We start from the raw sequence: 23,620 nt of genomic DNA on the forward strand, positions 1-23,620 counted from the left end.
AAAACGGCTGCCAATGCAACCGTTTCCCATGTGAAGCGCCCTCGGCAGGATTCGAACCCACGCTAAGAGAACCGGAATCTCTCGTGCTATCCACTACACTACGAGGGCATGGCAGTTCATTATTTCTCTGTTTCGTTCCGTCGCATGTTCTATTATAGCAGGATCGTACAAAAATGCAAGGGGAAAATGCAATAAAAAACAGGAAAAATGAGGCCTTTGCTCCTTCCACATCAATGCCACCGCCACAGGCAACTGGTTAAAAAAATGAAAAAGCGGTTATGATGAAAAGAGGGATGTTCCCGCTAGCCGCGAATATGTTATAAAGAATGAGGAAGGTCGTTTTTTTTGACCTTCATTGACCATTCATGTATGATTAAGGCGTACATATTGATCCATAGGATGGAAAAGGAGGCGTTTTTCATGTATTTGATTCCGACTGTCATCGAACAGACGAACCGCGGGGAGCGAGCGTACGACATTTATTCGCGCTTATTGAAGGACCGAATCGTGTTCCTTGGCAGCCCGATCGACGACCAAGTGGCCAACTCGATCGTGTCGCAGCTGTTGTTTTTGGCGGCGGAAGACCCGGACAAAGATATTTCCTTGTACATCAACAGCCCGGGCGGCTCGATCACAGCCGGCCTGGCGATTTACGACACCATGCAGTTCATCAAGCCGGACGTATCGACGATTTGCATCGGCATGGCGGCATCGATGGGCGCGTTTTTGCTTGCCGCCGGTGCGAAAGGAAAACGGTTCGCCTTGCCAAACAGTGAAATCATGATCCACCAACCGCTCGGCGGCGCCCAAGGGCAAGCGACGGAAATCGAAATCGCAGCGAAACGCATTTTGTTCTTGCGAGACAAATTGAACCGCATTTTATCGGAAAACACCGGCCAGCCGATCGAGGTGATCGAGCGCGATACGGACCGCGACAACTTTATGACCGCGCAAAAAGCAAAAGAATACGGCATCATTGACCGCGTGCTGACGCGCGCTGATGAAAAATAAAATGAAAAGCAAAAGGCTGCTTCCGGCAACAACGGAGCAGCCTTTTCCATTCCTTTCCCCGCCAGCCCCACATGCTGCTTTACTTCTCCTTTTGCACATAGGCGGCGAGCTTTTCGATCGCTTCTTGCTCGTCCGGACCGTCGGCAATGAGCGTGATCACCGCTCCATGGCCGATGGCGAGGCTCATTAAGCCCATAATGCTTTTCGCGTTGACCCGTTTTCCGTCTTTCTCCAAAAAGACGTCTGCCGAGAAACGGTTCGCTTCTTGGACGAACAACGCCGCCGGGCGCGCTTGCAGCCCGGTTTTTAATTTCACTTCCACTTGTTTTTCAACCACTCTCCATCTCCCCTTTACAGCGATTTATGGAAATCGACCGGCTTTCCCGCCCGCAGCCGCTCCGCGATTTCGTCGATTTTGCGAAGCCGGTGGTTGATGCCGGATTTGCTGATTTTTCCGCCGGCAACCATCTCGCCGAGCTCTTTCAACGTCACGTCTTGATGCTCGATGCGCAGCTTCGCGATTTCCCGCAGCTTGGCCGGCAGCGAATCAAGACCAATCGTCTCGTCGATGTAGCGGATGTTCTCCACCTGGCGAAGCGCGGCGCCGATCGTCTTGTTTAAATTGGCCGTCTCGCAGTTGACGAGCCGATTGACCGAGTTGCGCATGTCGCGGACGATGCGAATGTCCTCAAAGCGAAGCAGCGCTTGATGGGCCCCGATGATGTTCAAAAACTCGGCGATTTTTTCCGCCTCTTTTAAATACGTAATAAACCCCTTTTTCCGTTCCAACGTTTTCGCATTTAGAAAAAAGTGACTGTTCATCAATTCGCATAACGACCGGTTATGCTCCTCATACAGCGAAAAAATCTCCAAATGGTAGGACGACGTCTCCGGGTTGTTGACCGAACCGCCGGCCAAAAATGCACCTCGCAAATACGAGCGCTTGCAGCATTTTTTCTTGACGAGCTCCGGGGAAATGTCATGGATGAGCGAAAAATCGCCGTTGACAATGTGAAGTTCACGAAGCAAAGAGGCCGCACCGTCGGTCACGCGGACGATGTAGACGTTATTTTTTTTCAGACGCATTTTCTTGCGGACAAACAGCTCAACGGCGACATCGTAGCCCTTTTTCAATAACGTATAAATGCGCCGAGCGATCGCCGCATTTTCTGTCTGGACATCGACCGCCATCCGCCCGCTGGAAAACGACAGCGAACCGTTCATGCGCAAAAGCGCGGACAGCTCCGCGCGCAAGCAACAAGGCTTCACCTCTAAATGGGTCAATTCCTTTTTCGTTTCCGATGCAAAAGACACGATTGCCTCACCTCCATTCGTTCCCCGCATCCGGCCGGTTGGAGGTGCCTAATCTTCGGCGCGGCCATAGGAAGCGGCGCCGCCCCTTGCGCGGCCTGCTCAACCCCTGCCTTTAACCGCGAGGGAGGAGCCCGAGAAGGAGGGCGGCAACTTTCGCCGTATTATGGCGAATCACCCCATCTTCATACGCAACAATATCGTCGCGGATGACTTGCAACGAAAGCCCGCTGCTGTCGTCACGCACCGGCTCGGCCCGTTCCGCCTCGTAGCGGCGGCGGATCGCTTCCGGGATCGCTCCGCTGTTGATGATCACCGCGTCCAAAAACGGGCCGCCAAGATGAGCATGAAGCGCCTCCACATGGTCGCTCACCGTATAGTGCGGCGTCTCGCCGGCCTGAGTCATAATGTTGCATATATATACTTTTTTCGCCTGCGCCTTGCATACTTCCTGCCCGATTTTCGGCACGAGCAAGTTCGGCAAGATGCTTGTGTACAAGCTGCCCGGCCCGATGACGATCAAATCGGCGCGGCGGATGGCATCAACCGTCTCCGGCAGCGGCTCAATGTCTTCCGGCGTTAAAAACACCCTCTTAATTTTTTTTCCCGCACTCGGAATTTTTGACTCGCCGGAGACGATGGAGCCATCTTCCATCTCGGCGTGCAGCACAACACTTTTGTTCGCCGCCGGAAGCACTTGGCCGCGCACGTTCAACACTTTGCTCATCTCGCGGATCGCCTTGACAAAATCGCCGGTAATCGATGTGAGCGCCGCCAAAATCAAATTGCCGAGCGAATGGCCGGATAAGCCGTTACCGTTTTGAAAACGGTGCTGGAACAGCTCGACAATGAGCGGTTCGACGTCAGACAGCGCGGCCAATACGTTGCGGACATCCCCGGGCGGCGGAATGTGCAGCTCATCGCGCAGCCGCCCGGAACTTCCTCCATCATCGGCGACCGTGACAATGGCGGTCAAATCCAATTCATGCTGCTTCAGCCCCCTTAGCAGAACGGGAAGCCCGGTGCCGCCGCCGATGACGACCAGTTTCGCTGCTCGTTCGTTCCTCATCGGTGTATGTCCTTTCTCCTCTCCATGTCCCGGTGCGAGACAACGGTTTTATAGTCATCCGAAAAATGGCGGGCAATGTATTCGGCGAGCGCCACCGAACGGTGCTGCCCGCCCGTGCAGCCGATGGCGATCACCAGCTGGCTTTTTCCTTCGCGCTGGTAATACGGCAGCATAAACGACAACAAGTCAATGAGCTTTTCCAAAAACTTTTGCGTTTCCCCCCACTTGAGCACGTAGGACGATACTTCATCATCCAACCCGGTTTTCGGCCGCATATGTTCAATGTAATGCGGGTTCGGCAAAAAGCGGACGTCAAACACCAAATCTGCATCAATTGGAATGCCGTACTTAAACCCAAACGACATGACGTTGATGGTAAACCCGGATTGAGCATGCGATGAGAACTGGCGGATGATTTTCTCCCGCAGCTCGCGCGGCTTCAGTCCGGTCGTATCGTAAATGATCTGCGCCCGCCCTTTCAGTTCTTCGAGCAGCTTCCGTTCCAAACGGATTCCTTCAAGCGGGGGCTCGTTCGGCGCAAGCGGATGCGTCCGCCGCGTTTCTTTGTAACGGGCCACCAACGTCGAATCTTGAGCGTCCAAGAACAACACCTGGGGGACGACCCACGCCTGCTCAGCCAACTCATCGAGCGCAGCGAACAAATGATCGAAAAAGTCGCGGCTGCGCAAATCCATGACAAGGGCGACTTTGTTCATTTTATTCCCGGACTCTTTGACGAGCTCCAAAAATTTCGGCAGCAGCGTCGGCGGCAAGTTGTCAATACAAAAAAAGCCGAGGTCTTCGAAGCTTTGAATCGCCACCGTCTTTCCCGCGCCGGACATGCCGGTGATAATGACGAGCTGAATCGGCTGCAGCGCCCCGTTTTGCCCCATCTCCTTCCCTCCTCTCCCTCAGCTCGGATCGAGCCGATATGAAAGCAGCTCGAATTCCTCTGTATAGACAAACACCCCGTACATGACCCCTTTTCCTTTCAAGGCGTAGTCCAAAATATGGTAGTCGCCGGGAGCCATCGGCAACGTCGAAAGCGTCTCCACTTTATGCCAGGCGAGCGTCCCCTCTTCGGAAGACGGCACGTTTTCGCCAATGAAATCGTCGGCGAAAAACGTAAACATCATCCACTCGGATGCTGTTTCGTCCCCATTTTTCATCACGATCGTAAAGACGCCTTTCAGCTCCGGATTCTTCAAGTAGATGCCCGTCTCTTCCCGGTATTCGCGAATGCACGCTTCGCGCACCGTCTCGCCGGGCTCCATTTTGCCTCCCGGGGCGACCCACCAGCCGCGCTTCGGTTTTTGCAACAGCAGCACTTGGCCGTCTTTATATAATACGCAGTTTGTCACCCGTTGCAATTCATTCACCCCAACCATCCGCAAACACGCACGTGATCCATTTTTATTTTACCATAAATAGTTAGGCCGCTCCACCTTCAAACCGTTGGAAACCATCCTCTTTCCCGCCTGCAAAAAGCCGCCGGGCCCCAACACTCCCTCCACCCAAAAGACGCCCATCCCCAGCCGTTTTAAGAGCGCGGCGAGATGCAAGCGCAAAACAAAAAAGAGACGCGGACAAACGCCCGCGCCAAAAAGGATCTATATAAAAGGGGGTCAATTACTTACTGATAGCATACGACATTTCTATTGCATTCGTGTTACATCTGGGTTAAATCACCATTACCATTTTGTTGCGATTTCGTTACTGGCTCAGCTGACCCCTTGCTTATGGAGCTTTTCTTTCAGTTCCTCGACGTAATGCTGGGCGCTTTGCGCGGCGATGCTGCCGTCGCCGGTCGCCGTCACGATTTGCCGGAGCGTTTTTTCCCGTACATCGCCGGCGGCGAAAATACCCGGCACTTTCGTCTCCATCTTTTCGTTCGTCACGATATAGCCGTTTTCATTCGTGATGCCAAGATGGACAAATGGCTTCGAGAGCGGCACCATCCCGATGTAAATGAAGACGCCGTCGCACGGAAATTCGCGCTCTTCTCCCGTTTGCGTATGCACAAGCGTCACACTGCCGACTTTTCCGTCCTTCTCGTTGATTTGTTTCACCGTATGGTTCCAGATGAAATCAATTTTTTCATTGGCGAACGCCCGGTCTTGCAAAATTTTTTGCGCCCGCAGCTTGTCGCGGCGATGGACGATCGTCACTTTATTGGCAAAGCGCGTCAAATAGACGCCTTCCTCGACCGCAGAGTCCCCCCCGCCGACGACGACCAAGTCTTTTCCTTTGAAAAACGCCCCGTCGCACACCGCACAGTACGAAACGCCGCGGCCGCCGAGCTCCGCCTCGCCCGGAACGCCAAGCTTTTTGTACTCCGCCCCGGTAGCGATGATGACCGCGCGCGCCTTGTACTGTTTGTCGCCGACGATGACCGTTTTGTACGCCTCGCCGTCGATGATTTCTTTCACGTCGCCATAGGCGTATTCCGCTCCAAATTTTTTCGCATGTTCAAACATTTTCGTCGCCAATTCCGGTCCTAAAATCGTCTCAAATCCCGGATAGTTCTCGACTTCCTCGGTATTGACCATTTGTCCGCCCGGGACGCCGCGTTCAATCATCAGCGTCGACAAATTGGCGCGCGATGTATAGACAGCCGCCGTCAGCCCAGCCGGCCCGGCTCCGGCAATAATGACATCGTAAATTTTTTCCTCTGCCACACCGTCCACTCCCTCGCTTGATAATCCTTTCATTTTCATCGTATAGAAGTCGATTCGCCGTGTCTATTGATTTGCTCATGTATAGAGCCGGCGCGCTTTTTGCACATATTTTCCCACCGTCGCCGCTGAGACGCCGTACTTGGCCGCCATCTCCCTTTGCGTCACACGCTCTCCTTGCTGTCGGCGCCACATGTATTCGATCGCCGCCGCCCATGCCGCCTCATTTGCAAACCGTTCACCGCTGGCGAGCGGATGGACGGCCATCGCGAAGGCGAATCGGCAGAGCGCTTCCTTTTCCTCATTATGCGCCGAAAGCGCATCGACCATGCGGCCGATGTTCGCCGCCCAAGCAGACGGTCCGTCAGTTAAGCCGAACAAAAAGCAGTCGATAAACGGGCGAAGACGGGGATCGGACGGCAAGAGGCGGCATACCGCAAGCGACATCGATGCCTCTTTCGCCTGCGGCGAACGGCTGAACAAGTACAATCCGTACAGACGGTCGGCCAGCTCGTCGCCCTCCAGCCAAGCCATCAAGCGGATGAGCGCCTCATCCACCGGCGCTGAAACGGCCCACGGCTCCTCACCGCGTTTTTCCGGATGAAGCGTGGTGAACATCTCCCACATTTGCCGAGCGAGCGGCTCATGGCCAGTATAGTAAGCAGCGCAAGCGAGCCAATAATAAAATGGCCCATCCCCATCAAAGCCTTGTTTATACAGACGGTGCAGCCAACGGAACGCCAAATCAAATCGCCCGACAAGCGCGAACGTCGCCCCGAGCTTGTATTGGTGCTCGCGAAAAAACGGATACAAACCGGCCAGCGTCTCGCAAAGTGCGGCCGCCTGTTCTTCCTCACGCAAGTAATAAGCGAAGACAAGTGCATTGCAAAGCGCATGCAAATTGCCGGGATCGCACTTGAGCACTTCACGCACTTTCTGTTTCGCTTTGTCGGCATCGCCGCTGTAAAAATAGGCAAGCGCCAAATTGTTATGCGCCGACCAAACGTCCGGATAGCGCGCGACGATCTCCTCGAGCGCCTCAATCGCTTCCGCAAACCGCTCCTCTTCAAGCAAACGGCGGGCGCGATCCTCGAGCGCCATGAGGTCTTCCTGCTCTTCCGTCCATTCCAGGCCATCGAGCCGAAGCAGCTCAAGCAAGTCGGCGGCATCGTCGGCAAACTCCCCGTCCGGCTCATGCGCCAAATAACGCTCCGCGTATTGCCTCGCTTCGCGAAACAAGCCGAGGCAGGCGAAATTATTCGCCAAAAAATACAAACAGTCGTCCATCGTTTCATCTAAATCGTGAATGATTTTAAACAGCCACTGGTTGGAAAATTGATATTCACCAAGCTCCGACAGCACAAGGGCGAGCTGCAAGGCAAACGCGGCATCGCGCTCATCCAAGCGGACGGCGCGCTCAAAATATTTCCTTGCCTTTTCTAAATCGCCTCGGTCGTATGCTTTCATTCCTTTTTTAAAAAAGTAATCCCCGCTTTGGATGAACGGTACAATCGTCGCTTTTCGTGATGATCGCTTCAGTTGTTTTCCCATTCTGTCCTCCGTCGTCCGTAAAATTCGTCGAACAACAGTATACCATATCGGCGGCGAAAACAAGCAAGAAACTTCAGGAATCCGGTTTTTCCGTGCAAAAAAGGAACGCCGGCGCGATGGCAGACGTTCCGTTTTCTCCCCTAACCATCTTATTATTTTTTGTCGCCCGCTCCCGCCTTTTGCGCGTGCCGCTCGGCAAGTGTTTCCAACACCGCATCAAGCGGCAGCTTTTGTTCGCGCAACAAAACGAGCAAATGATACAGCAAGTCAGCCGCTTCCCATTTCAGCTCGTCATGACTCCGGTTTTTCGCCGCGATAATGACTTCCGCCGCTTCTTCGCCGACTTTTTTCAAAATTTTATCGACGCCTTTTTCAAACAAATACGTCGTGTACGCCCCCTCCGGCCGTTCGGCGTCGCGCTTGGCGATGATCTGTTCGAGCTCGTTCAAAATAGCGAATCGGTCAGCCCGCGGTGTGCGCGCCGCGCCGTCCAGCGAGTGCGCAAAACACGAATACGCCCCCGTATGGCACGCTGGACCGGCCGGCTCGACGAGAACGAGCAGCGCATCGGCGTCGCAGTCGTAGCGGATATCGATGACACGCTGGACGTTCCCCGATGTCGCCCCTTTATGCCATAGTTCTTGGCGCGAGCGGCTGTAAAACCATGTTTCACCGGTCTCCAGCGTTTTCTCGAGCGACTCTTTATTCATATAGGCGAGCGTGAGCACTTCCTTGCTTTGCGCATCTTGGACGATTGCGGGCACGAGCCCGTTGTCGTCAAACCGAATGTCCGCCGTCACCGCACGTTCACCCCTTTTTCTTTTAAGTACGCTTTCACTTGTCCAACCGACGTCTCTTTGTAGTGGAAAATCGATGCCGCCAGCGCCGCGTCCGCTTTCCCCTCTTCAAAAGCTTGAAGGAAATGCTCCGCCTTGCCGGCGCCGCCGGACGCAATGACCGGAACGCTGACCGCTTCGCTCACTCTTCGTGTCAACTCAATATCAAAGCCGTTTTTGCCGCCGTCGGCGTCCATGCTCGTTAACAAAATCTCCCCGGCGCCAAGGCGCACCGCTTCCTGCGCCCAAGCGACGACTTCCCATTCCGTCGCGTTGCGGCCGCCGTGCGTATAGACGCGCCATGAGCCAAGCGTTTCATCGTATTTCGCGTCAATGGCGACGACGATGCATTGCGAACCGAAAAAGTCCGCCCCTTCGGTGATCAAGGTTGGACGGAGCACTGCGGCGGTGTTGAGCGACACTTTATCGGCGCCGGCGCGCAACATGCGCTTCATATCGTCGAGCGAATGAATGCCGCCGCCGACCGTAAACGGAATCGCAAGCTCGGCGGCAACGCGCTCGACGACATCGACCATCGTCTTCCGCCCTTCGTGCGAGGCGGAAATATCCAAAAACACGAGCTCGTCCGCCCCTTGTTCATCGTACGCCTTCGCGAGCTCCACCGGGTCGCCGGCATCGCGCAACTGGACAAACTGCACCCCTTTGACGACGCGGCCGTCTTTCACATCGAGGCACGGGATGATGCGCTTCGTGATCATCGCTCGTTCACCGCCTTTAACGCTTCCGCGAGCGTAAATTGGTTGGTGTACAGCGCCTTGCCGACGATCGCGCCGCCGATGCCGCGCTCAGCCTGTTCATGAAGCGCGCGCAAATCATCAAGCGAGCTGACGCCGCCAGACGCGATCACTTCTTTCCCCGTCGCCTCGGCCAACCGGACCGCGGCCGCGATGTTCGGGCCCGACAGCGTGCCGTCGGTCGCAATATCGGTGAAAATAAACGTCTCCGCCCCCGCCTCGGCAAGCATTTGCCCGAGTTCTTCCGCTTTCACGTTTGACGTCGCAATCCACCCTTCTGTCGCCACGAAGCCGTCGCGGGCGTCGATGCCGATGGCGATGCGGCGGCCGTATTTTTTCAGCATCTCTTTCACAAACGGCGGATCGGCAATGGCCGCGCTTCCTAAAATGACGCGGGCGACCCCGTTTTCCAAATAATACACAATATCCTCTTCCGTCCGGATGCCGCCGCCGACTTGCACATAGACGGAAAGCGTCCGCGCCGCTTCGACAACAAACCGGTCGTTGACGCGCCTCCCTTCTTTCGCTCCGTCCAAATCGACCATATGAATCCATTCCGCCCCTTGGGCAGCGAATCGCTCGGCCATCGCGACCGGCGAATCGCCGTACACCGTTTCTTTATTGTAATCGCCTTGAAGCAAACGAACGCACTTGCCGCCGCGCATATCGATCGCCGGATAAATCGTAAACGCCGCCATCAGCCATTCCCCCTTCCCGTGACAATGCCGACATAATTGTTCAAGATGCTCATGCCGACCGCGCCGCTTTTTTCCGGATGAAACTGCGTGCCAAACACATTTCCGCGCCCGACGACCGCCGGAACGTCAACGTCATATTCGCTGCTCGCGAGCACGACATCTTCCTCCCCCGGAACGACATAATACGAATGGACAAAATACACATGCCCTTCCTCAACGCCCCGAAGAAGCGGCGACGGACGATGGAAGCGGAGCCGGTTCCAGCCCATATGCGGCACTTTGTACGGCTCGCCGGTTTTCGTGACGCCCGGAAAGCGGACGACGCGGCCGTGCAGAAGCCCAAGCCCTTTTGTCGGTCCATTTTCCTCGCTTTCGTCAAACAACAGCTGCATCCCTAAGCAAATGCCAAGCAGCGGCATGCCGCCTTGAACCGCTTCGCGAATGAAATCCGCTAATCCTGTCTCGTTCAAACTATGCATCGCATCGCGAAACGAACCGACGCCCGGCAAAATGAGCCCGCGCGCCTGCGCCAACACCTCTTTGTCGCCGCTGACCATATACGGGCAGCCGAGCCGCTCAAGCGCTTTTCGGACGCTGTATAAGTTGCCCATGCCATAGTCGATGATCCCGATCATCGTCATCCCATTCCTTTCATTGCAGTGCGTGTCAACCGATCATTCAGCAAACGCCGTTCATCCTTTTGCCGTCGGCCCACGTTTCGCACGCAGACGCCCCTTGGCGCCAGGTGCATTCCCTTTGCCGCGGAACGTTTTCCGCACAAAGACGCCGTATTCCGGCTCAATTATCCCGTTCCGCCGATCCCGCCGCTCACGGAGCCCTACAGCATCCCTTTCGTCGACGGCACGCCTTTGACGCGCGGGTCGATCATCGTCGCTTCATCCAACGCCCTCCCGAGCGCCTTGAACACCGCCTCGATCATATGGTGCGTATTGCGCCCGTAATGGACGATGACGTGCAAGTTCATGCGCGCTTCAAGCGCCAGCTTCCATAAAAATTCATGCACGAGCTCGACATCAAACGCGCCGACTTTCGATGACGGAAACTCGCCGCGAAACGCAAAATGCGGGCGGTTGCTCAAGTCGATCACGACTTGGGCCAAGGCGTCATCCATCGGCACAAACGCGTTGCCGTACCGCTTGATTCCTTTTTTGTCGCCAAGCGCTTCTTTGATCGCCTGTCCAAGGCAAATGCCGATGTCTTCCGTCGTATGGTGGTCGTCAATATGCGTGTCGCCTTTTGCCTCAATGCGCAAATCGAACTGGCCGTGTTTCGCAAACAAATCGAGCATATGGGTCAAAAACGGCACGCCCGTTTCCAGTTCCGCCTTCCCTTCGCCATCCAACGAAAGCGATAACCGAATGCTTGTCTCGTTCGTCGTTCTTGTGATCGTCGCTCCCCTTGCCATTATCGTTCCCCACTTTCTTTTTTCAGCCGCGCTTCCACCGCTCGTGCGTGCGCCTCAAGCCCCTCGAGGCGGGCGAAGGCGGCGATTTTTTCTCCATGTTGTTTCAATGCGGCTTCACTGTAAACGACCACGCTTGATTTTTTCACAAACTCATCAACGCTCAAGCCGCTTGAGAACCTGGCTGTCCCGTTCGTCGGCAGCACGTGGTTCGGCCCGGCGAAATAGTCGCCGACCGGCTCGGAGCTGAATCGGCCGAAAAACATCGCTCCCGCATGGCGGAGCCGACCAAGCAACTCCATCGGTTCGGCCGTCATCACTTCCAAATGCTCCGGCGCCAGTTCGTTCACGACATCGACCGCTTCCGCAAGCGTCTCGGTGACGTAAATGGCGCCGTAATTCTCAAGCGCCGCTTGGGCGATGTCGCGGCGCGGCAGCGTCTCCAACTGCCGTTCGACTTCACTCGCCACCGCCAAGGCCAGTTTCATCGACGGCGTCACCAAAATGGCCGACGCCCGCACGTCATGCTCGGCTTGGGACAACAAATCGGCCGCAATCTCATCTGCATGGGCCGTTTCATCCGCAAGCACAACGATTTCGCTCGGCCCGGCGATCATGTCGATCGCCACATGCCCGAACACTTCCCGCTTCGCCAGCGCCACATAAATATTGCCCGGCCCGAAAATTTTATCCACCGGCCGAATCGTTTCAGTCCCGTAAGCGAGCGCGGCGATCGCCTGCGCGCCGCCGACTTTGTATAGTTCCGTCACGCCGAGTTCATACGCGGCGGCCAGCACCCCAGCCGGGAGCGTGCCGTCTTTGTTTGGCGGCGACGTAATGACAATCCGCTTCACCCCCGCCACTTGTGCGGGAATGACGTTCATGAGCACGGACGACGGATAGGCGGCCGTCCCGCCCGGCACGTACAACCCGACCGCATCGAGCGGCGTCACCTTTTGCCCGAGAATCGTGCCGTCTTCTTTCGTCATCAACCATGATTGGCGCTTTTGCCGCTCATGGTAGTCGCGAATGTTGGCGGCCGCTTCACGAATGATCTCCAGCATTTCCGCGCTCATGGACGCATGCGCGCGCTTCATTTCCTCTTCCGTCACCTTTAGCGAATCCAAGCGGACACCGTCAAACCGTTCTGTATATTCTTTGAGCGCCGCATCACCGCGGGCGCGCACGGCGGCGATGATATCGAGCACCGCACGCCGCTGTTCCTCCGTTCCGCTTTCAATCGTGCGCCTTAGTGACACACCGCCTCGGACCCGTTCGATTTTCATCGCCTGTTCTCCTTTCCATCGCCATGCTTCTTCGACCTTTTCACCTGTTCGACATGCGAACATCGTTGGGCCTTCCACCGCCCAGCGGCAGCTTACCGCTCAGAAATCACCGCCGCCAATCGGTCGACCAACCGCTCAATTGCCCCGCCATTCAGCCGATAGCTCGCCGGATTGACGATGAGGCGCGATGTCACCTCGGCGATCCGTTCGAGTTCCACAAGCCCGTTTTCTTTAAGCGTGCGTCCGGTCGAAACGATATCGACGATCCGGTCGGCCAATCCGATCAGTGGGGCGAGCTCGATCGAGCCGTTTAGGCGGATGATTTCGACTTGCTCGCCTTGTTCGCGAAAATACGTTGACGCGACATTCGGGTATTTCGTCGCCACCCGCGGCGCGATTTCGTTCATCTTGGCGCCGGGCAGCCCGGCGACCGCCAAATGGCAGCGGCTGATTTGCAAATCAAGCAGTTCGTACACATCCCGTTCTTCTTCCATCAACACGTCTTTTCCAGCAATGCCCAAATCAGCGACCCCATGCTCGACATAGGTAACCACATCCATCGGTTTCGCCAAAATAAAGCGCATCTGTTCCTCCGCCACCTCGATCACGAGCTTGCGCGACTCGGTAAACTCCGGCGGCAGCGTATAATCCGCCCGTCGCAGCAGTTCGACCGCCTCTTCAAAAATGCGCCCTTTTGGCATCGCAATCGTCAGCATCGTTCTTCCTCCTTGCTTCTTGTCATCAGGCGGCCGGGCCGCCACCTGACTTCTCTTTCCTCACAGGCGCCTCGTTCCGAAGCCCGATGGTCTGCATAGATCAACTCCAACCGAACGCGCGGAGCGGTCTTGTCCGCCCATCGGGTTCCAACCTTTCTTTCCTCCATCCTACAGCGTCGGCGGCACACCGTCCAATGTTCCATTCGTTTTCACAAACATGTGCGCATCTTGTCGGACCATTTTCATGCTTGGGTGGAGGGCGAAACTCGTTCATGGAACGTTTCCGTCCTCGTTTTACCCGCCTTTTTCACTCCTCACTGCCCGCTGCGGCCAAGCAAATAGACGATCGACCGATAGCGCTGGCTGTAGGTGTCAATATCGCCAATGCCGGCGATATGCTGCAAGACAACGCGCTTGCCTTCCGCCCGTTTCGCTTCCGCCAGCTCCACCGCTTCCGCAAGCCGCTCCTGACTGAACACGATGCACTCGATATCGCCGCGCACATCCGTTTCCCCGATCGCCTCGATCAACCGGTCGACGCGCAAGCCAAACCCCGTCGCCGGCGCCGGTCGCGAAAACTTCGCCAATAAATCATCATACCGGCCGCCGTTGCCGATCGGGAATCCAACTTGCTCAGCGTACACTTCAAACAAAATGCCCGTGTAGTAGCTCATATGGCTGACCAACGCCATATCGAGCTTCACCGCCTCGGCCACTCCGTACGTACGAAGCGCCGCCATGAGCGCCGCCAGCTCATCGGCCGCCCGCCGTCCTTCCTCGCTCGTCACCAGCATTTTCGCCGTCTCGAGCGACGCCGCACCGCCGCGCAACGAAAGAAGATCCAACAGCCGTTTTTGATCGATCGACGAAAGCGGCAGCGACTTCACGTGTTCGCGGTAGCCGACGTAATTTTTTTCATATAAGAAACGGCGCAATACACTCGCCCGCTCTTCATTCCCTAAAATCTCCAAAAACAGCGCATTGACATAGCCGATATGACCGACCGCCACCGAAAAGCGCCCGAGTCCAGCCCGTTTCAGCAGCGAGACCATCAAACTAATCACTTCGGCATCAGCCGTCACCGTGCCGTCGCCGATCAGCTCGACGCCAATCTGTTCGAACTCCGCCGGCCGACCCCCTTCGCGCTGCTGGGCGCGGAACACATTGGCGTTGTACGCCAGCCGGAGCGGATTGCCGTCTTCATACAACCGCGACGCCGCCACCCGGGCGATCGGCGCCGTCATATCAGGTCGGAGCACGAGCGTATGCCCTTGCTGATCGAGGAGCTTAAACAGCCGATGATCGGCAATCGCCGACGCCGCCCCGACCGTTTCATAATACTCAAGCGTCGGCGTTTCCATAAACTCGTACCCCCAGCGCTCAATTTCTTCCGCCATCACCGAGCGCACTTGCTTTTTCAACTCATATAAAAACGGCAGCGTATCTCGCATGCCCAACGGTTTTTCAAACATGAACAGCTTTTTTGCCATGTCCCCACGCCCTTTATCAAAATACTTTAGTTTGCTAATATGGTAGAGAAGTGAAGTTATTAGTAGTTTACTCCTTTGCGGCCACAGCGTCAAGAGGGAACACGCCATCCACAACAAAACGGACAAGACCGCTTCCAAAACAGGAAGCGCTTGTCCGTTTCGTTCCACACGGCATAGGCGGTGATCTGCACTCTAATGAAAATAGCGGCGATCCATCTTGCCAAAATCCCCAATTCTCCTTATCTAAAAAACAAGATCACTGACCAAAAAGGCAATATAAAATAGCAGAAGAGTAACAACCCTCTATCGAAGTATCCTGTACATATGCATGAAAATTCAATAAGGCATATATGTTGAATTTTTGTTTTACATCCAGCTGATTACCTTCCACGTTATACTATATCTGCTTATATTGAGATGAAAACGGAAATGAAAAATCAGAAATTCTTTATTATACTGTGAAAATATGTGCTTGGAGTGACCATTTCAAGCCGTTCTCGGATAGGAAACCTTTTTCCTGCATCCCTTATTTCATCACTATTCCGGCTGTAGGAATTCTTGAAGGGATTTCTCTGCAAGGAGGTAAAATCAATGTTGAGGCAAAAACATAATCATGTACACCATCCACTTTCTTAATCATCGTATTTCCCTTCCATATGGATATCCAAATCAATGAAAGCCGCTGATCTCCTATCCACCTCTTTTCCAATGAATTATCTCACTTATTATTTTTCTTAATATTAAAAAATAAAAAGATAGTTTGCCAATCATTTTATTACCTTATTAAGGAAATTTTCGTTTTCCCAAAGAAAAACCCGCCTCCGTTCAATCGGAAGGCGGGTCATTCCGGCGGACGATGCGCATCGGGCAACCGGCGGCCATCGCCCCGGCCGGGACGTCTTTATGGACGACGGTGCCGGCGGCGACCACGGCGCGGTCGCCGATCACCACACCGGGCAAAATCGTCGAGTTCGCGCCGATCATCACCTCGTCGCCGATCACCACATCGCCAAGTCGGTATTCGTCCACTAAATATTCGTGGGCGAGAATCGTCGTGTTGTAGCCGATGACGCAATTGCGGCCGATTTGGATTTTTTCCGGGAAGAGAATATCCGGCATGACCATAAAGGCGAGCGCCGTTTGCTCGCCGATTTTCATGCCGAGAAAGGTGCGGTACAGCCAGTTTTTCAGCGGCAAAAACGGCGTGTAGCGCCCGATTTGAATGATGATGACGTTTTTCAGCACTTTCCAAAACGATACGGTGCGGTACAACTGCCAGAGCGAGTTCGCCCCTTGAACGGGGTATTTTGTCGTCCGTCTCACCGGGAGGACGATTCCTCCTTTCATTCGTTGATGCCGACAATGGCCAACAAATCGCTCATTTTTTCCAACATATAGTCCGGTTCATATTGTTCCAAATAGGCGCGGCCTTTAATCGCCCAGGCGACGCCGGCTGTTTTTACCCCGGCGTTTTTGCCGGCCAAAATGTCGTGGTAGTTGTCGCCGACCATGAGCGCTTCCGAAGGCGTTGACTGCAACGCCTCGAGCGCTTTATAAATGGGCTCGGGATCCGGCTTCGGCCGTTCGACGTCGTCCAAGCCAATGACGCATGAAAAAAACGGCTCTAAACGCGTTTTTCGCAAGCCCATCAGCGCGGTGTCGTGCATTTTCGTCGTCACGACGCCGAGGCGGAAGCCGTGGCGATGGAGCGTTTCAATCGTCTCATACACCGTGTCAAACTCGCGGATCAATTCATCATGATGGGCATGGTTGAACGCGCGGTAGGCGGCCACCATCTCCTCGGCTCGTTCTGGGTCAAGCGAGCCGAACGTTTCATACAGCGACGGGCCGATGAACGGCAGAACATCCTCTCGCCCGTAGCGGCCCGGGTAATACATCCCTAGCGTATGCAAAAACGACTGGATGATGAGCTCATTTGTATCAATCAACGTGCCGTCAAGATCAAACAAAATGGTGCGAATCGTCATGAAGCGGCTTCCTTTCTAGTCGGTTGTTCAAAGCGGCGCCAAATGTGCGCCACCGCCATCGTCAACAGCACGGCTGTAATCAAGCGGATCAAAAGCAGCGGCCACACGGGAATACCAAGCGGGACGAAAATGAGTGTATCTTCGACGACCGCATGGCATGACACGAGAAAAATGAACGCCAGCGTCAAGTCGCGCTTCGAGACGCCGTCTTCTTTCGCCGCTTGAATCATGACGCCAGCTCCGTAAGCGAGGCCGAACACAAACCCGGCCGCGAGCGTGAGCGACGTGTTTGCGCTCATGCCGAGCATCTTCATCGCCGGCGCCATCCAGCGCGAAACCGTCTCGATCCAGTGGCGTTCTTTTAAAATTTGAATGACCGTCATGAGCGGAATGACAATCATGACAAGCTGCACGATGCCGGCAGCCGCTTTTTTCAGCGCCGCCAAGATGATCTCTCCCCAACCGGACGGCGGCGCGGCTTCATGCGTGACAAACCCATATTGGGCGATCTCCTTCCCCCCGTCCCATAGATGGGCGATCAACAGTCCCGACACAACAGCCAGTCCGACGCGCACGACGATCATGAGCCAGACGGTCATCCCGGTTCGCGAGGCGACGGATGACTCGACGATCAAGTTATGGGAAAACGAAAGCATGACAGCGAGAATGAATACTTCTTTCACCGTAAACTCAATCGTCAGCATCGCCCCGATCGCCGCGTACAGCCCAAGCAAATTGCCGAGCACAAGCGGCACGGCCGCATCGCCCGATAGGCCGAACCATTTCATGAACGGGGTGACAAAATCAATGAGCCACGAAAACAGCGGCGTCGGCTGCAACAGCGCTAAAATGAGCGTCACCGGAAAAATGATTTTGCCAAGCGCCCATGCGGTCTTCAACCCGGCGAGCACACCGCGCTGCAACGTTCCTGTCATGTTCTCCTCTCTCCTTTGCTCATCTTCATGTTGCGGTGCGGCCGATCAGCGTCGGTAAAAACCACTGTTAATCTTGATACCGCTCCTTGGCCCATCCTTTTGCCCGCCTCACAATCCATAACACAATGGAAAGAACGATGAGCGCCACCGACATCACTTGCGCCGCGCGCAGACTGCCGGCCAGCATCAAGCTGTCGGTCCGCATTCCTTCAATCCAAAAGCGGCCGACGGAATACCAAATCAAATATGACAAAAACAGCTCGCCGCGCCGCAAGTTGACGCGCCGGAGCCAAAGCAAAAGGCAAAAACCGGCCAAATTCCAAACCGATTCGTACAAAAACGTCGGATGCCAATAGCGGCCGTCAATGTACATTTGGTTGATGATCCAATCCGGCAAGTGCAAGCTTTCGAGAAACGCGCGCGACACGGGCCCCCCGTGCGCCTCTTGATTCATAAAATTGCCCCAGCGCCCGATCGCTTGGCCTAAAATAATGCTCGGCGAGGCAATATCAGCGAGCTTCCAAAACGACAGCCCGCGCACGCGGGCGAACACCACGCCTGTTGCCACCGCCCCGATCAAACCGCCGTGAATAGCAAGACCTCCTTGCCAAACTTTTGGAATCTCGGACAAATGCTTTGAATAATAGTGCCATTTAAACAGCACGTAGTACGCCCGCGCGCATACAATGGCGATCGGCACGGCAAACAGTACTAAATCGACAAACGTCTCTTTCGGCAAGCCGCGCCGCACCGCTTCGCGCGTCGCCAGCCATAAGCCGATCAAGACGCCCGTGCCGATAATGACGCCGTACCAATAAATCGTAATCGGACCAAGATGCAAAAACACGCGGTCGAGCGGCTGAATCGTTGACTCCATCGTTTCCACCTCCTATGCTCCGTACAAAACCGAACTTGTTTTTCCAGCTACAAGAACACGGCTGACGATCAATCATAATCATGCGCGCCGTCTTCGATGGCGTCGCTCAGCCGTGCGGAAAACTCCTCGGCCGCGTTGACCCCGAGCCGCTTCAACCGGAAGTTCATCGCCGCCACTTCGACGATCACCGCCAAGTTGCGCCCCGGGCGGACCGGAATCGTTAATTTCGGCAGTTCGGTATCTAAAATTTTTACCTTTTCTTCTTCCAAACCAAGCCGGTCGTACTGCTTCTCCGGGTCCCAAAGCTCCAAGTCGACGACGAGCGAAATGCGCTTATGCGTCCGCACCGCCCCCGCACCGAACAGCGTCATCATATTAATGATGCCAAGGCCGCGAATTTCGAGCAAATGTTCAATCAGTTCGGGCGCGCTGCCGACGAGCGTGTCTTCATCTTCTTGGCGGATTTCCACACAGTCGTCGGCGACAAGACGATGGCCGCGTTTCACGAGTTCGAGCGCCGTTTCGCTTTTGCCGACGCCGCTTTTGCCGGTGATCAATACCCCGACGCCGTACACATCGACAAGCACCCCGTGCACCGCCGTCGTCGGAGCGAGCTTGCTTTCTAAATAGTTTGTCAACCGGCTTGACAGACGGGTCGTTTTCATCGTCGAGCGCATCACCGGCACCGACTGGCGCTCGGACGCTTCGATCAGCTCCGGCGGCACCTCAAGTCCGCGCGAGACGATGATGCCCGGCGTAATGTCCGTGCAAAGCCGCTCCATCCGCGACTTTTTTTCTTCCGGCGTCAACGTTTCGTAAAACGACAGCTCCGTCCGTCCGAGCAGCTGCAGGCGCTCCGCCGGATAGTAGGCGAAATAGCCGGCCATTTCAATCCCCGGCCGCGACAAGTCGCTCGTCGTAATCGGCCGATAAATGCCCTCGGCGCCGCTTACGAGCTCGAGCTGGAACTGTTCAATGATGTCTTTCGTCCGCACTTTCGGCATACGTTGCCTTTCTCCCCTTTCCTCATCTTTTTCCATTGTAGCACGTTTCGTTTCGTCATTGAATGGAAAACATTCGAGGAAACAAAACAGGGACGGCTCCCCCGTCCCGATCAAGCAAAACCGATCGAATGAAACACCGTCGTCATTCCGCTAGTCATAAACGATCAAACACCGCTTCTGCCTATGTTCGAGCATGCGCCCCCATTACGACCGGTTGCGCAACGGCTCGATGATCGCTTTTTGCACGAGCAGATGGAAAAACGACAAGACGATCGAGGCAAGCAGCGCCGTGCCGAAGCCGCCGATTTGAAACGCATCGCCCATCAGCCCTGCGGTCATCATGAGCGTGACGGCGTTAATGACAAACAAAAACAGCCCAAGCGTCAACACCGTCACCGGCAGCGTCAACAAGATGAGCACTGGGCGAACGACGGCATTTAACACCGCCAAAATCACGCTCGCTAAAAACGCTGCGCCGATGCCGCTGAAATGAATATCGTCAAAATAGCCGTCAATCACCATCAACAGCACGGTATTAATAAAGACACCGATCAGCCAATTGAGCATCTCATCACCATCTTTTCTGTAATCTTTCGCCTTGAAACGCCCTCCTCGACATATATTGCCTCGAACCGAACCGTGGCAATCAGTCATCGTCTTTTTTCAGCAGGGCTGTTGTTTTCTATTTTAACACTTGAATCCCCTTAATGACATTCCAAATCACAACAACGAAGTTCACCGCCCCGGCAACGAGGAACCCGAGCCAGACGAGCCCGCCGCCAAAAAGAAGCGATTCCTCGCCCCAATGGCCGAATAGCACCGGCGATGCGGCCAACGCAATGAACAAGAGGATCGTAACGGCCGGAATCAAATGCGACACGAGCGACCGCTTGGCATGGCGTTTGACTTCAAGATCTTCGACAACAAAATAGACGACAATCGGCAAAATGAACGGCGCAAAAAAGACGCTGAAATAACAAAGCGCGGACAACACTTTGTTCGTCGACAATCGGCAATCCCCTTTCCAAGTTTCCTTTACCCTGTATATACGACGGCCGCTAGGAAAAGTTTCCTGCCGTCGGCAAAAAAGGTTCGGCCGCCGGTGCCCAAGCAGCGAAAAAAGCAACAAAAGCGTTACGCCTTCGCCGCTTCATACCGCGCCTGCATGCGCGCCCGGTCGCGCTCGAGAATGGGTTTTAAGTAGCGGCCAGTGTGCGACTCCTCCACCTCGGCCACCTCTTCCGGCGTGCCGGCGGCGACGATTTGTCCGCCGCGGTCGCCCCCTTCCGGACCTAAGTCAATGATATAGTCCGCGGTTTTGATGACGTCCAAGTTATGTTCAATGACAAGCACGGTGTCGCCGTTGTCGACGAGCCGGTGGAGCACGTCGAGAAGCCGGGCGATGTCATCGACATGAAGCCCGGTCGTCGGCTCGTCCAAAATGTAAAGCGTCCGGCCGTTCGAGCGCCGGTGCAGCTCAGCGGCGAGCTTGACGCGCTGCGCCTCGCCGCCCGAGAGCGTCGTCGCCGGCTGGCCGAGCTTCATATAACCGAGGCCGACGTCATAAAGCGTCTCGAGCTTGCGCTTAATTTTTGGGATATGGGCGAAAAAGTCGAGCGCATCTTCGACCGTCATGTCCAGCACCTCGGCGATGTTTTTTCCTTTATACGTCACCTCGAGCGTCTCGCGGTTGTACCGTTTGCCGTGGCACACTTCGCACGGGACGTACACATCGGGCAAAAAGTGCATTTCAATTTTGATGATGCCATCGCCATGGCACGCCTCGCAGCGTCCGCCTTTGACATTGAAGCTGAACCGCCCTTTTTTGTAGCCGCGCACTTTCGCTTCGTTCGTCGCCGCAAACACTTCGCGGATGTCGTCAAACACCCCGGTGTACGTCGCCGGGTTCGAGCGCGGCGTGCGGCCGATCGGCGACTGGTCGATGTCAATGACTTTATCGAGGTGCTCCAGCCCGCGAATGCCGCGGTGCTCGCCCGGCTTTGCTTTCGCCCGGTTGAGCTTTTGCGCGAGCGCCTTATACAACACTTCGTTCACAAGCGTGCTTTTGCCCGAGCCCGACACCCCGGTGACGGCGACAAACGTGCCGAGCGGGATTTTCACCGAGACGTTTTTCAAGTTGTGCTCGCGCGCGCCGATAACCTCAAGCCAACGTCCGTCCGGACGGCGACGCTCGGCCGGAATCGGGATGAATTTTTTCCCCGATAAATACTGGCCGGTGAGCGAATTCGGGTCGTTCATCACTTCTTCCGGCGTGCCGGCGGCGACGACCTCGCCGCCGTGGATGCCCGCCCCCGGTCCGATGTCAATCAAATAATCCGCGGCCAGCATCGTATCCTCATCGTGCTCCACCACAATGAGCGTATTGCCGAGATCGCGCATGCTTTTCAACGTCGCGATCAGCCGGTCGTTGTCGCGCTGATGAAGCCCGATCGACGGCTCGTCGAGCACGTACAACACCCCCGTCAGCCGCGAGCCGATTTGCGTCGCCAAGCGGATGCGCTGCGCCTCGCCACCGGAGAGCGTTCCTGCCGAGCGGCTGAGCGTCAAATAGTCAAGGCCGACGTTTTGCAAAAAACCGAGCCGATCGCGAATTTCGCGCAAAATGAGGCGGGCGATTTGCGCTTCTTTTTCCGTCAGCTCAAGCCCATCAAAAAAGGCGAGCGCCTCGGTCACCGACATGGCGGCGACCTCGCCGATATGCTTGCCGCCGACAAGGACGGCGAGGCTTTCTTTTTTCAGCCGGTAGCCTTGGCATGTCGGACATGGTTGTTCCGCCATATACTTTTCCATCTGCTCGCGGATGTAATCGGAGCTTGTCTCGCGGTAGCGGCGCTCGATGTTTCGAACGACGCCTTCAAATTGGATGTATTGTTCACGCACTTGCCCAAAATCATTCGTATAGCGGAAATAAATCGGCTCTCCGCCGCTGCCGTACAAAATTTTATCGAGCTGCTCTTTCGGCAAATCCTTCACCGGCACGTCCATCGGGATGCCGTAATGGCGGCACACGGCTTCGAGCAGCTGGGGGTAATATTGCGAGCTTTGCGGCTCCCACGGAGCGATGGCGTGTTCTTTTAACGTCAGCTCATCGTTCGGGATGACCAAATCCAGATCCACTTCGAGCTTCGCCCCGAGCCCGTCGCAGTCGGGGCAGGCGCCGAATGGACTGTTGAACGAAAACAGACGCGGTTCAAGCTCCCCGATCGAAAAGCCGCAGTACGGGCAAGCGTGCTTTTCGCTGAACAGCAGCTCCCCCTCGCCGATCACATCGACAATCACTTTGCCATCAGCGAGCTTGAGCGCCGTTTCGAGCGAATCGGCAAGCCTTGCGGAGATGCCGTCTTTGATGACGATGCGGTCGACGACGACGTCAATCGAATGTTTTTTGTTTTTTTCAAGCTCAATGTCTTCCGTCAACTCGCGCATCTCGCCGTCAATGCGGACGCGCACATACCCTTGTTTGCGGATGTCCTCGAGCGTCTTGGCGTGCGTCCCTTTTTTTCCCGAAACGATCGGCGCCAAAATTTGCATTTTCGTCCGCTCTGGGTAAGAGAGCAGCCGGTCGACCATTTGCTCGATCGTCTGCGATTCGATTTCAATGCCGTGCGTCGGGCAGAACGGACGGCCGATGCGGGCGAACAGCAGCCGCAAGTAGTCGTAAATTTCCGTCACCGTGCCGACCGTGGAGCGCGGGTTGCGGCTCGTCGTTTTTTGATCGATCGAAATGGCCGGAGACAATCCTTCAATCGCATCGACGTCGGGCTTTTCCATCTGCCCTAAAAACTGGCGGGCATACGCCGACAGCGATTCGACGTAGCGCCGCTGGCCTTCCGCGTAAATCGTATCAAACGCCAACGACGACTTCCCCGATCCGGACAGCCCGGTCAAGACGACGAGTTTGCCGCGCGGGATTTCGACGTCAATGTTTTTCAAGTTGTGGGCGCGCGCCCCTTTGACGATAATTTTATCCATTC

At 55.4% G+C, this 23,620-nt stretch carries 24 protein-coding genes, 1 tRNA gene and 1 pseudogene; 1 reads left to right on the top strand and 25 read right to left on the bottom strand.

Going from position 1 to position 23,620, the window contains the following annotated elements:
- Window positions 1–36 precede the first annotated feature (36 nt).
- Window positions 37–108 (bottom strand) — tRNA-Arg (locus tag BJQ97_RS15045).
- Between the two features lie 312 nt (window positions 109–420).
- Here BJQ97_RS15045 and clpP point away from each other — a divergent pair.
- Window positions 421–1,011: an ATP-dependent Clp endopeptidase proteolytic subunit ClpP gene (gene clpP, locus BJQ97_RS15050; RefSeq protein ID WP_044732602.1), complete on the top strand. Its 591-nt coding sequence runs from the start codon at window positions 421–423 to the stop codon at window positions 1,009–1,011.
- A gap of 79 nt (window positions 1,012–1,090) precedes the next feature.
- Here the strand turns inward: clpP and BJQ97_RS15055 are convergent, their stop codons facing one another.
- The 24 genes and pseudogenes from BJQ97_RS15055 to uvrA all read right to left on the bottom strand — a co-directional run bounded on the left by BJQ97_RS15055 (window position 1,091) and on the right by uvrA (window position 23,618).
- Entirely contained in the window at window positions 1,091–1,348 is a 258-nt protein-coding gene (locus tag BJQ97_RS15055; protein WP_011232533.1) for an HPr family phosphocarrier protein, read from the bottom strand.
- Between the two features lie 14 nt (window positions 1,349–1,362).
- A complete protein-coding gene (gene whiA, locus BJQ97_RS15060) occupies window positions 1,363–2,325 on the bottom strand; it encodes a DNA-binding protein WhiA (protein WP_160157182.1) in 963 nt (320 codons plus the stop codon).
- Window positions 2,326–2,437: 112 nt separating this feature from the next.
- Window positions 2,438–3,391, bottom strand: a complete 954-nt coding sequence (locus BJQ97_RS15065) for a gluconeogenesis factor YvcK family protein (protein ID WP_160157183.1) — start codon at window positions 3,389–3,391, stop codon at window positions 2,438–2,440.
- Window positions 3,388–4,284 carry an RNase adapter RapZ gene (rapZ, locus tag BJQ97_RS15070; RefSeq protein WP_160157184.1) on the bottom strand — a complete coding sequence of 299 codons (897 nt, stop codon included), beginning with the start codon at window positions 4,282–4,284 and terminating at the stop codon, window positions 3,388–3,390. The genes BJQ97_RS15065 and rapZ overlap by 4 nt, the downstream gene beginning before the upstream one ends.
- An 18-nt stretch (window positions 4,285–4,302) precedes the next feature.
- Window positions 4,303–4,779, bottom strand: a complete 477-nt coding sequence (locus BJQ97_RS15075) for an NUDIX hydrolase (protein WP_160157185.1) — start codon at window positions 4,777–4,779, stop codon at window positions 4,303–4,305.
- Window positions 4,780–5,112: 333 nt separating this feature from the next.
- Entirely contained in the window at window positions 5,113–6,069 is a 957-nt protein-coding gene (trxB, locus tag BJQ97_RS15080) for a thioredoxin-disulfide reductase (RefSeq protein ID WP_160157186.1), read from the bottom strand.
- Between the two features lie 75 nt (window positions 6,070–6,144).
- Complete coding sequence (locus BJQ97_RS15085) at window positions 6,145–7,617, bottom strand: tetratricopeptide repeat protein (RefSeq protein WP_160157187.1); 1,473 nt, start codon at window positions 7,615–7,617, stop codon at window positions 6,145–6,147.
- Between the two features lie 152 nt (window positions 7,618–7,769).
- Window positions 7,770–8,417 (bottom strand): bifunctional phosphoribosyl-AMP cyclohydrolase/phosphoribosyl-ATP diphosphatase HisIE, encoded by a 648-nt coding sequence (gene hisIE, locus BJQ97_RS15090; protein ID WP_160157188.1) that lies wholly within the window; start codon window positions 8,415–8,417, stop codon window positions 7,770–7,772.
- A complete protein-coding gene (gene hisF / locus BJQ97_RS15095) occupies window positions 8,414–9,172 on the bottom strand; it encodes an imidazole glycerol phosphate synthase subunit HisF (RefSeq protein ID WP_160157189.1) in 759 nt (252 codons plus the stop codon). The genes hisIE and hisF overlap by 4 nt, the downstream gene beginning before the upstream one ends.
- A complete protein-coding gene (gene hisA, locus BJQ97_RS15100) occupies window positions 9,169–9,906 on the bottom strand; it encodes a 1-(5-phosphoribosyl)-5-[(5-phosphoribosylamino)methylideneamino]imidazole-4-carboxamide isomerase (RefSeq protein ID WP_160157190.1) in 738 nt (245 codons plus the stop codon). The genes hisF and hisA overlap by 4 nt, the downstream gene beginning before the upstream one ends.
- Window positions 9,906–10,547, bottom strand: coding sequence for an imidazole glycerol phosphate synthase subunit HisH (gene hisH, locus BJQ97_RS15105; protein ID WP_160157191.1), 642 nt, complete (start codon window positions 10,545–10,547; stop codon window positions 9,906–9,908). Before hisH ends, hisA begins: the two co-directional genes overlap by 1 nt.
- A 197-nt stretch (window positions 10,548–10,744) precedes the next feature.
- Window positions 10,745–11,332, bottom strand: coding sequence for an imidazoleglycerol-phosphate dehydratase HisB (hisB, locus tag BJQ97_RS15110; protein WP_160157192.1), 588 nt, complete (start codon window positions 11,330–11,332; stop codon window positions 10,745–10,747).
- On the bottom strand, window positions 11,332–12,615 hold the full coding sequence (gene hisD, locus BJQ97_RS15115) for a histidinol dehydrogenase (RefSeq protein ID WP_160157193.1): 1,284 nt from the start codon (window positions 12,613–12,615) through the stop codon (window positions 11,332–11,334). Before hisD ends, hisB begins: the two co-directional genes overlap by 1 nt.
- Window positions 12,616–12,707: 92 nt before the next feature.
- Window positions 12,708–13,331, bottom strand: coding sequence for an ATP phosphoribosyltransferase (hisG, locus tag BJQ97_RS15120; protein ID WP_160157194.1), 624 nt, complete (start codon window positions 13,329–13,331; stop codon window positions 12,708–12,710).
- Window positions 13,332–13,645: 314 nt separating this feature from the next.
- Window positions 13,646–14,821, bottom strand: a complete 1,176-nt coding sequence (locus BJQ97_RS15125) for an ATP phosphoribosyltransferase regulatory subunit (protein ID WP_160157195.1) — start codon at window positions 14,819–14,821, stop codon at window positions 13,646–13,648.
- A 239-nt stretch (window positions 14,822–15,060) separates the two neighbouring features.
- A pseudogene (locus tag BJQ97_RS18195) lies at window positions 15,061–15,192 on the bottom strand (hypothetical protein); the annotation flags it as partial.
- A gap of 454 nt (window positions 15,193–15,646) precedes the next feature.
- On the bottom strand, window positions 15,647–16,144 hold the full coding sequence (locus BJQ97_RS15135) for an acyltransferase (protein WP_160157196.1): 498 nt from the start codon (window positions 16,142–16,144) through the stop codon (window positions 15,647–15,649).
- 20 nt (window positions 16,145–16,164) lie between these two features.
- Window positions 16,165–16,809 (bottom strand): pyrophosphatase PpaX, encoded by a 645-nt coding sequence (gene ppaX, locus BJQ97_RS15140; protein WP_160157197.1) that lies wholly within the window; start codon window positions 16,807–16,809, stop codon window positions 16,165–16,167.
- On the bottom strand, window positions 16,806–17,744 hold the full coding sequence (locus tag BJQ97_RS15145; RefSeq protein WP_160157198.1) for a nucleoside recognition domain-containing protein: 939 nt from the start codon (window positions 17,742–17,744) through the stop codon (window positions 16,806–16,808). The genes ppaX and BJQ97_RS15145 overlap by 4 nt, the downstream gene beginning before the upstream one ends.
- A 67-nt stretch (window positions 17,745–17,811) precedes the next feature.
- The gene (gene lgt, locus BJQ97_RS15150) at window positions 17,812–18,621 is read right to left on the bottom strand and encodes a prolipoprotein diacylglyceryl transferase (RefSeq protein WP_160157199.1); all 810 of its coding nucleotides are present in this window, start codon (window positions 18,619–18,621) and stop codon (window positions 17,812–17,814) included.
- 68 nt (window positions 18,622–18,689) lie between these two features.
- Window positions 18,690–19,625, bottom strand: a complete 936-nt coding sequence (gene hprK / locus BJQ97_RS15155) for an HPr(Ser) kinase/phosphatase (RefSeq protein WP_011232552.1) — start codon at window positions 19,623–19,625, stop codon at window positions 18,690–18,692.
- 204 nt (window positions 19,626–19,829) lie between these two features.
- A complete protein-coding gene (locus BJQ97_RS15160; RefSeq protein WP_160157200.1) occupies window positions 19,830–20,192 on the bottom strand; it encodes a phage holin family protein in 363 nt (120 codons plus the stop codon).
- 115 nt (window positions 20,193–20,307) lie between these two features.
- Window positions 20,308–20,634, bottom strand: a complete 327-nt coding sequence (locus BJQ97_RS15165) for a magnetosome magnetite crystal formation protein family (RefSeq protein WP_066227764.1) — start codon at window positions 20,632–20,634, stop codon at window positions 20,308–20,310.
- A 125-nt stretch (window positions 20,635–20,759) separates the two neighbouring features.
- Window positions 20,760–23,618 (bottom strand): excinuclease ABC subunit UvrA, encoded by a 2,859-nt coding sequence (gene uvrA / locus BJQ97_RS15170; protein ID WP_160157201.1) that lies wholly within the window; start codon window positions 23,616–23,618, stop codon window positions 20,760–20,762.
- Window positions 23,619–23,620 lie beyond the last annotated feature (2 nt).

It is taken from the genome of Geobacillus sp. TFV-3, from assembly GCF_009901865.1.
Taxonomy (GTDB): domain Bacteria; phylum Bacillota; class Bacilli; order Bacillales; family Anoxybacillaceae; genus Geobacillus; species Geobacillus thermoleovorans_A.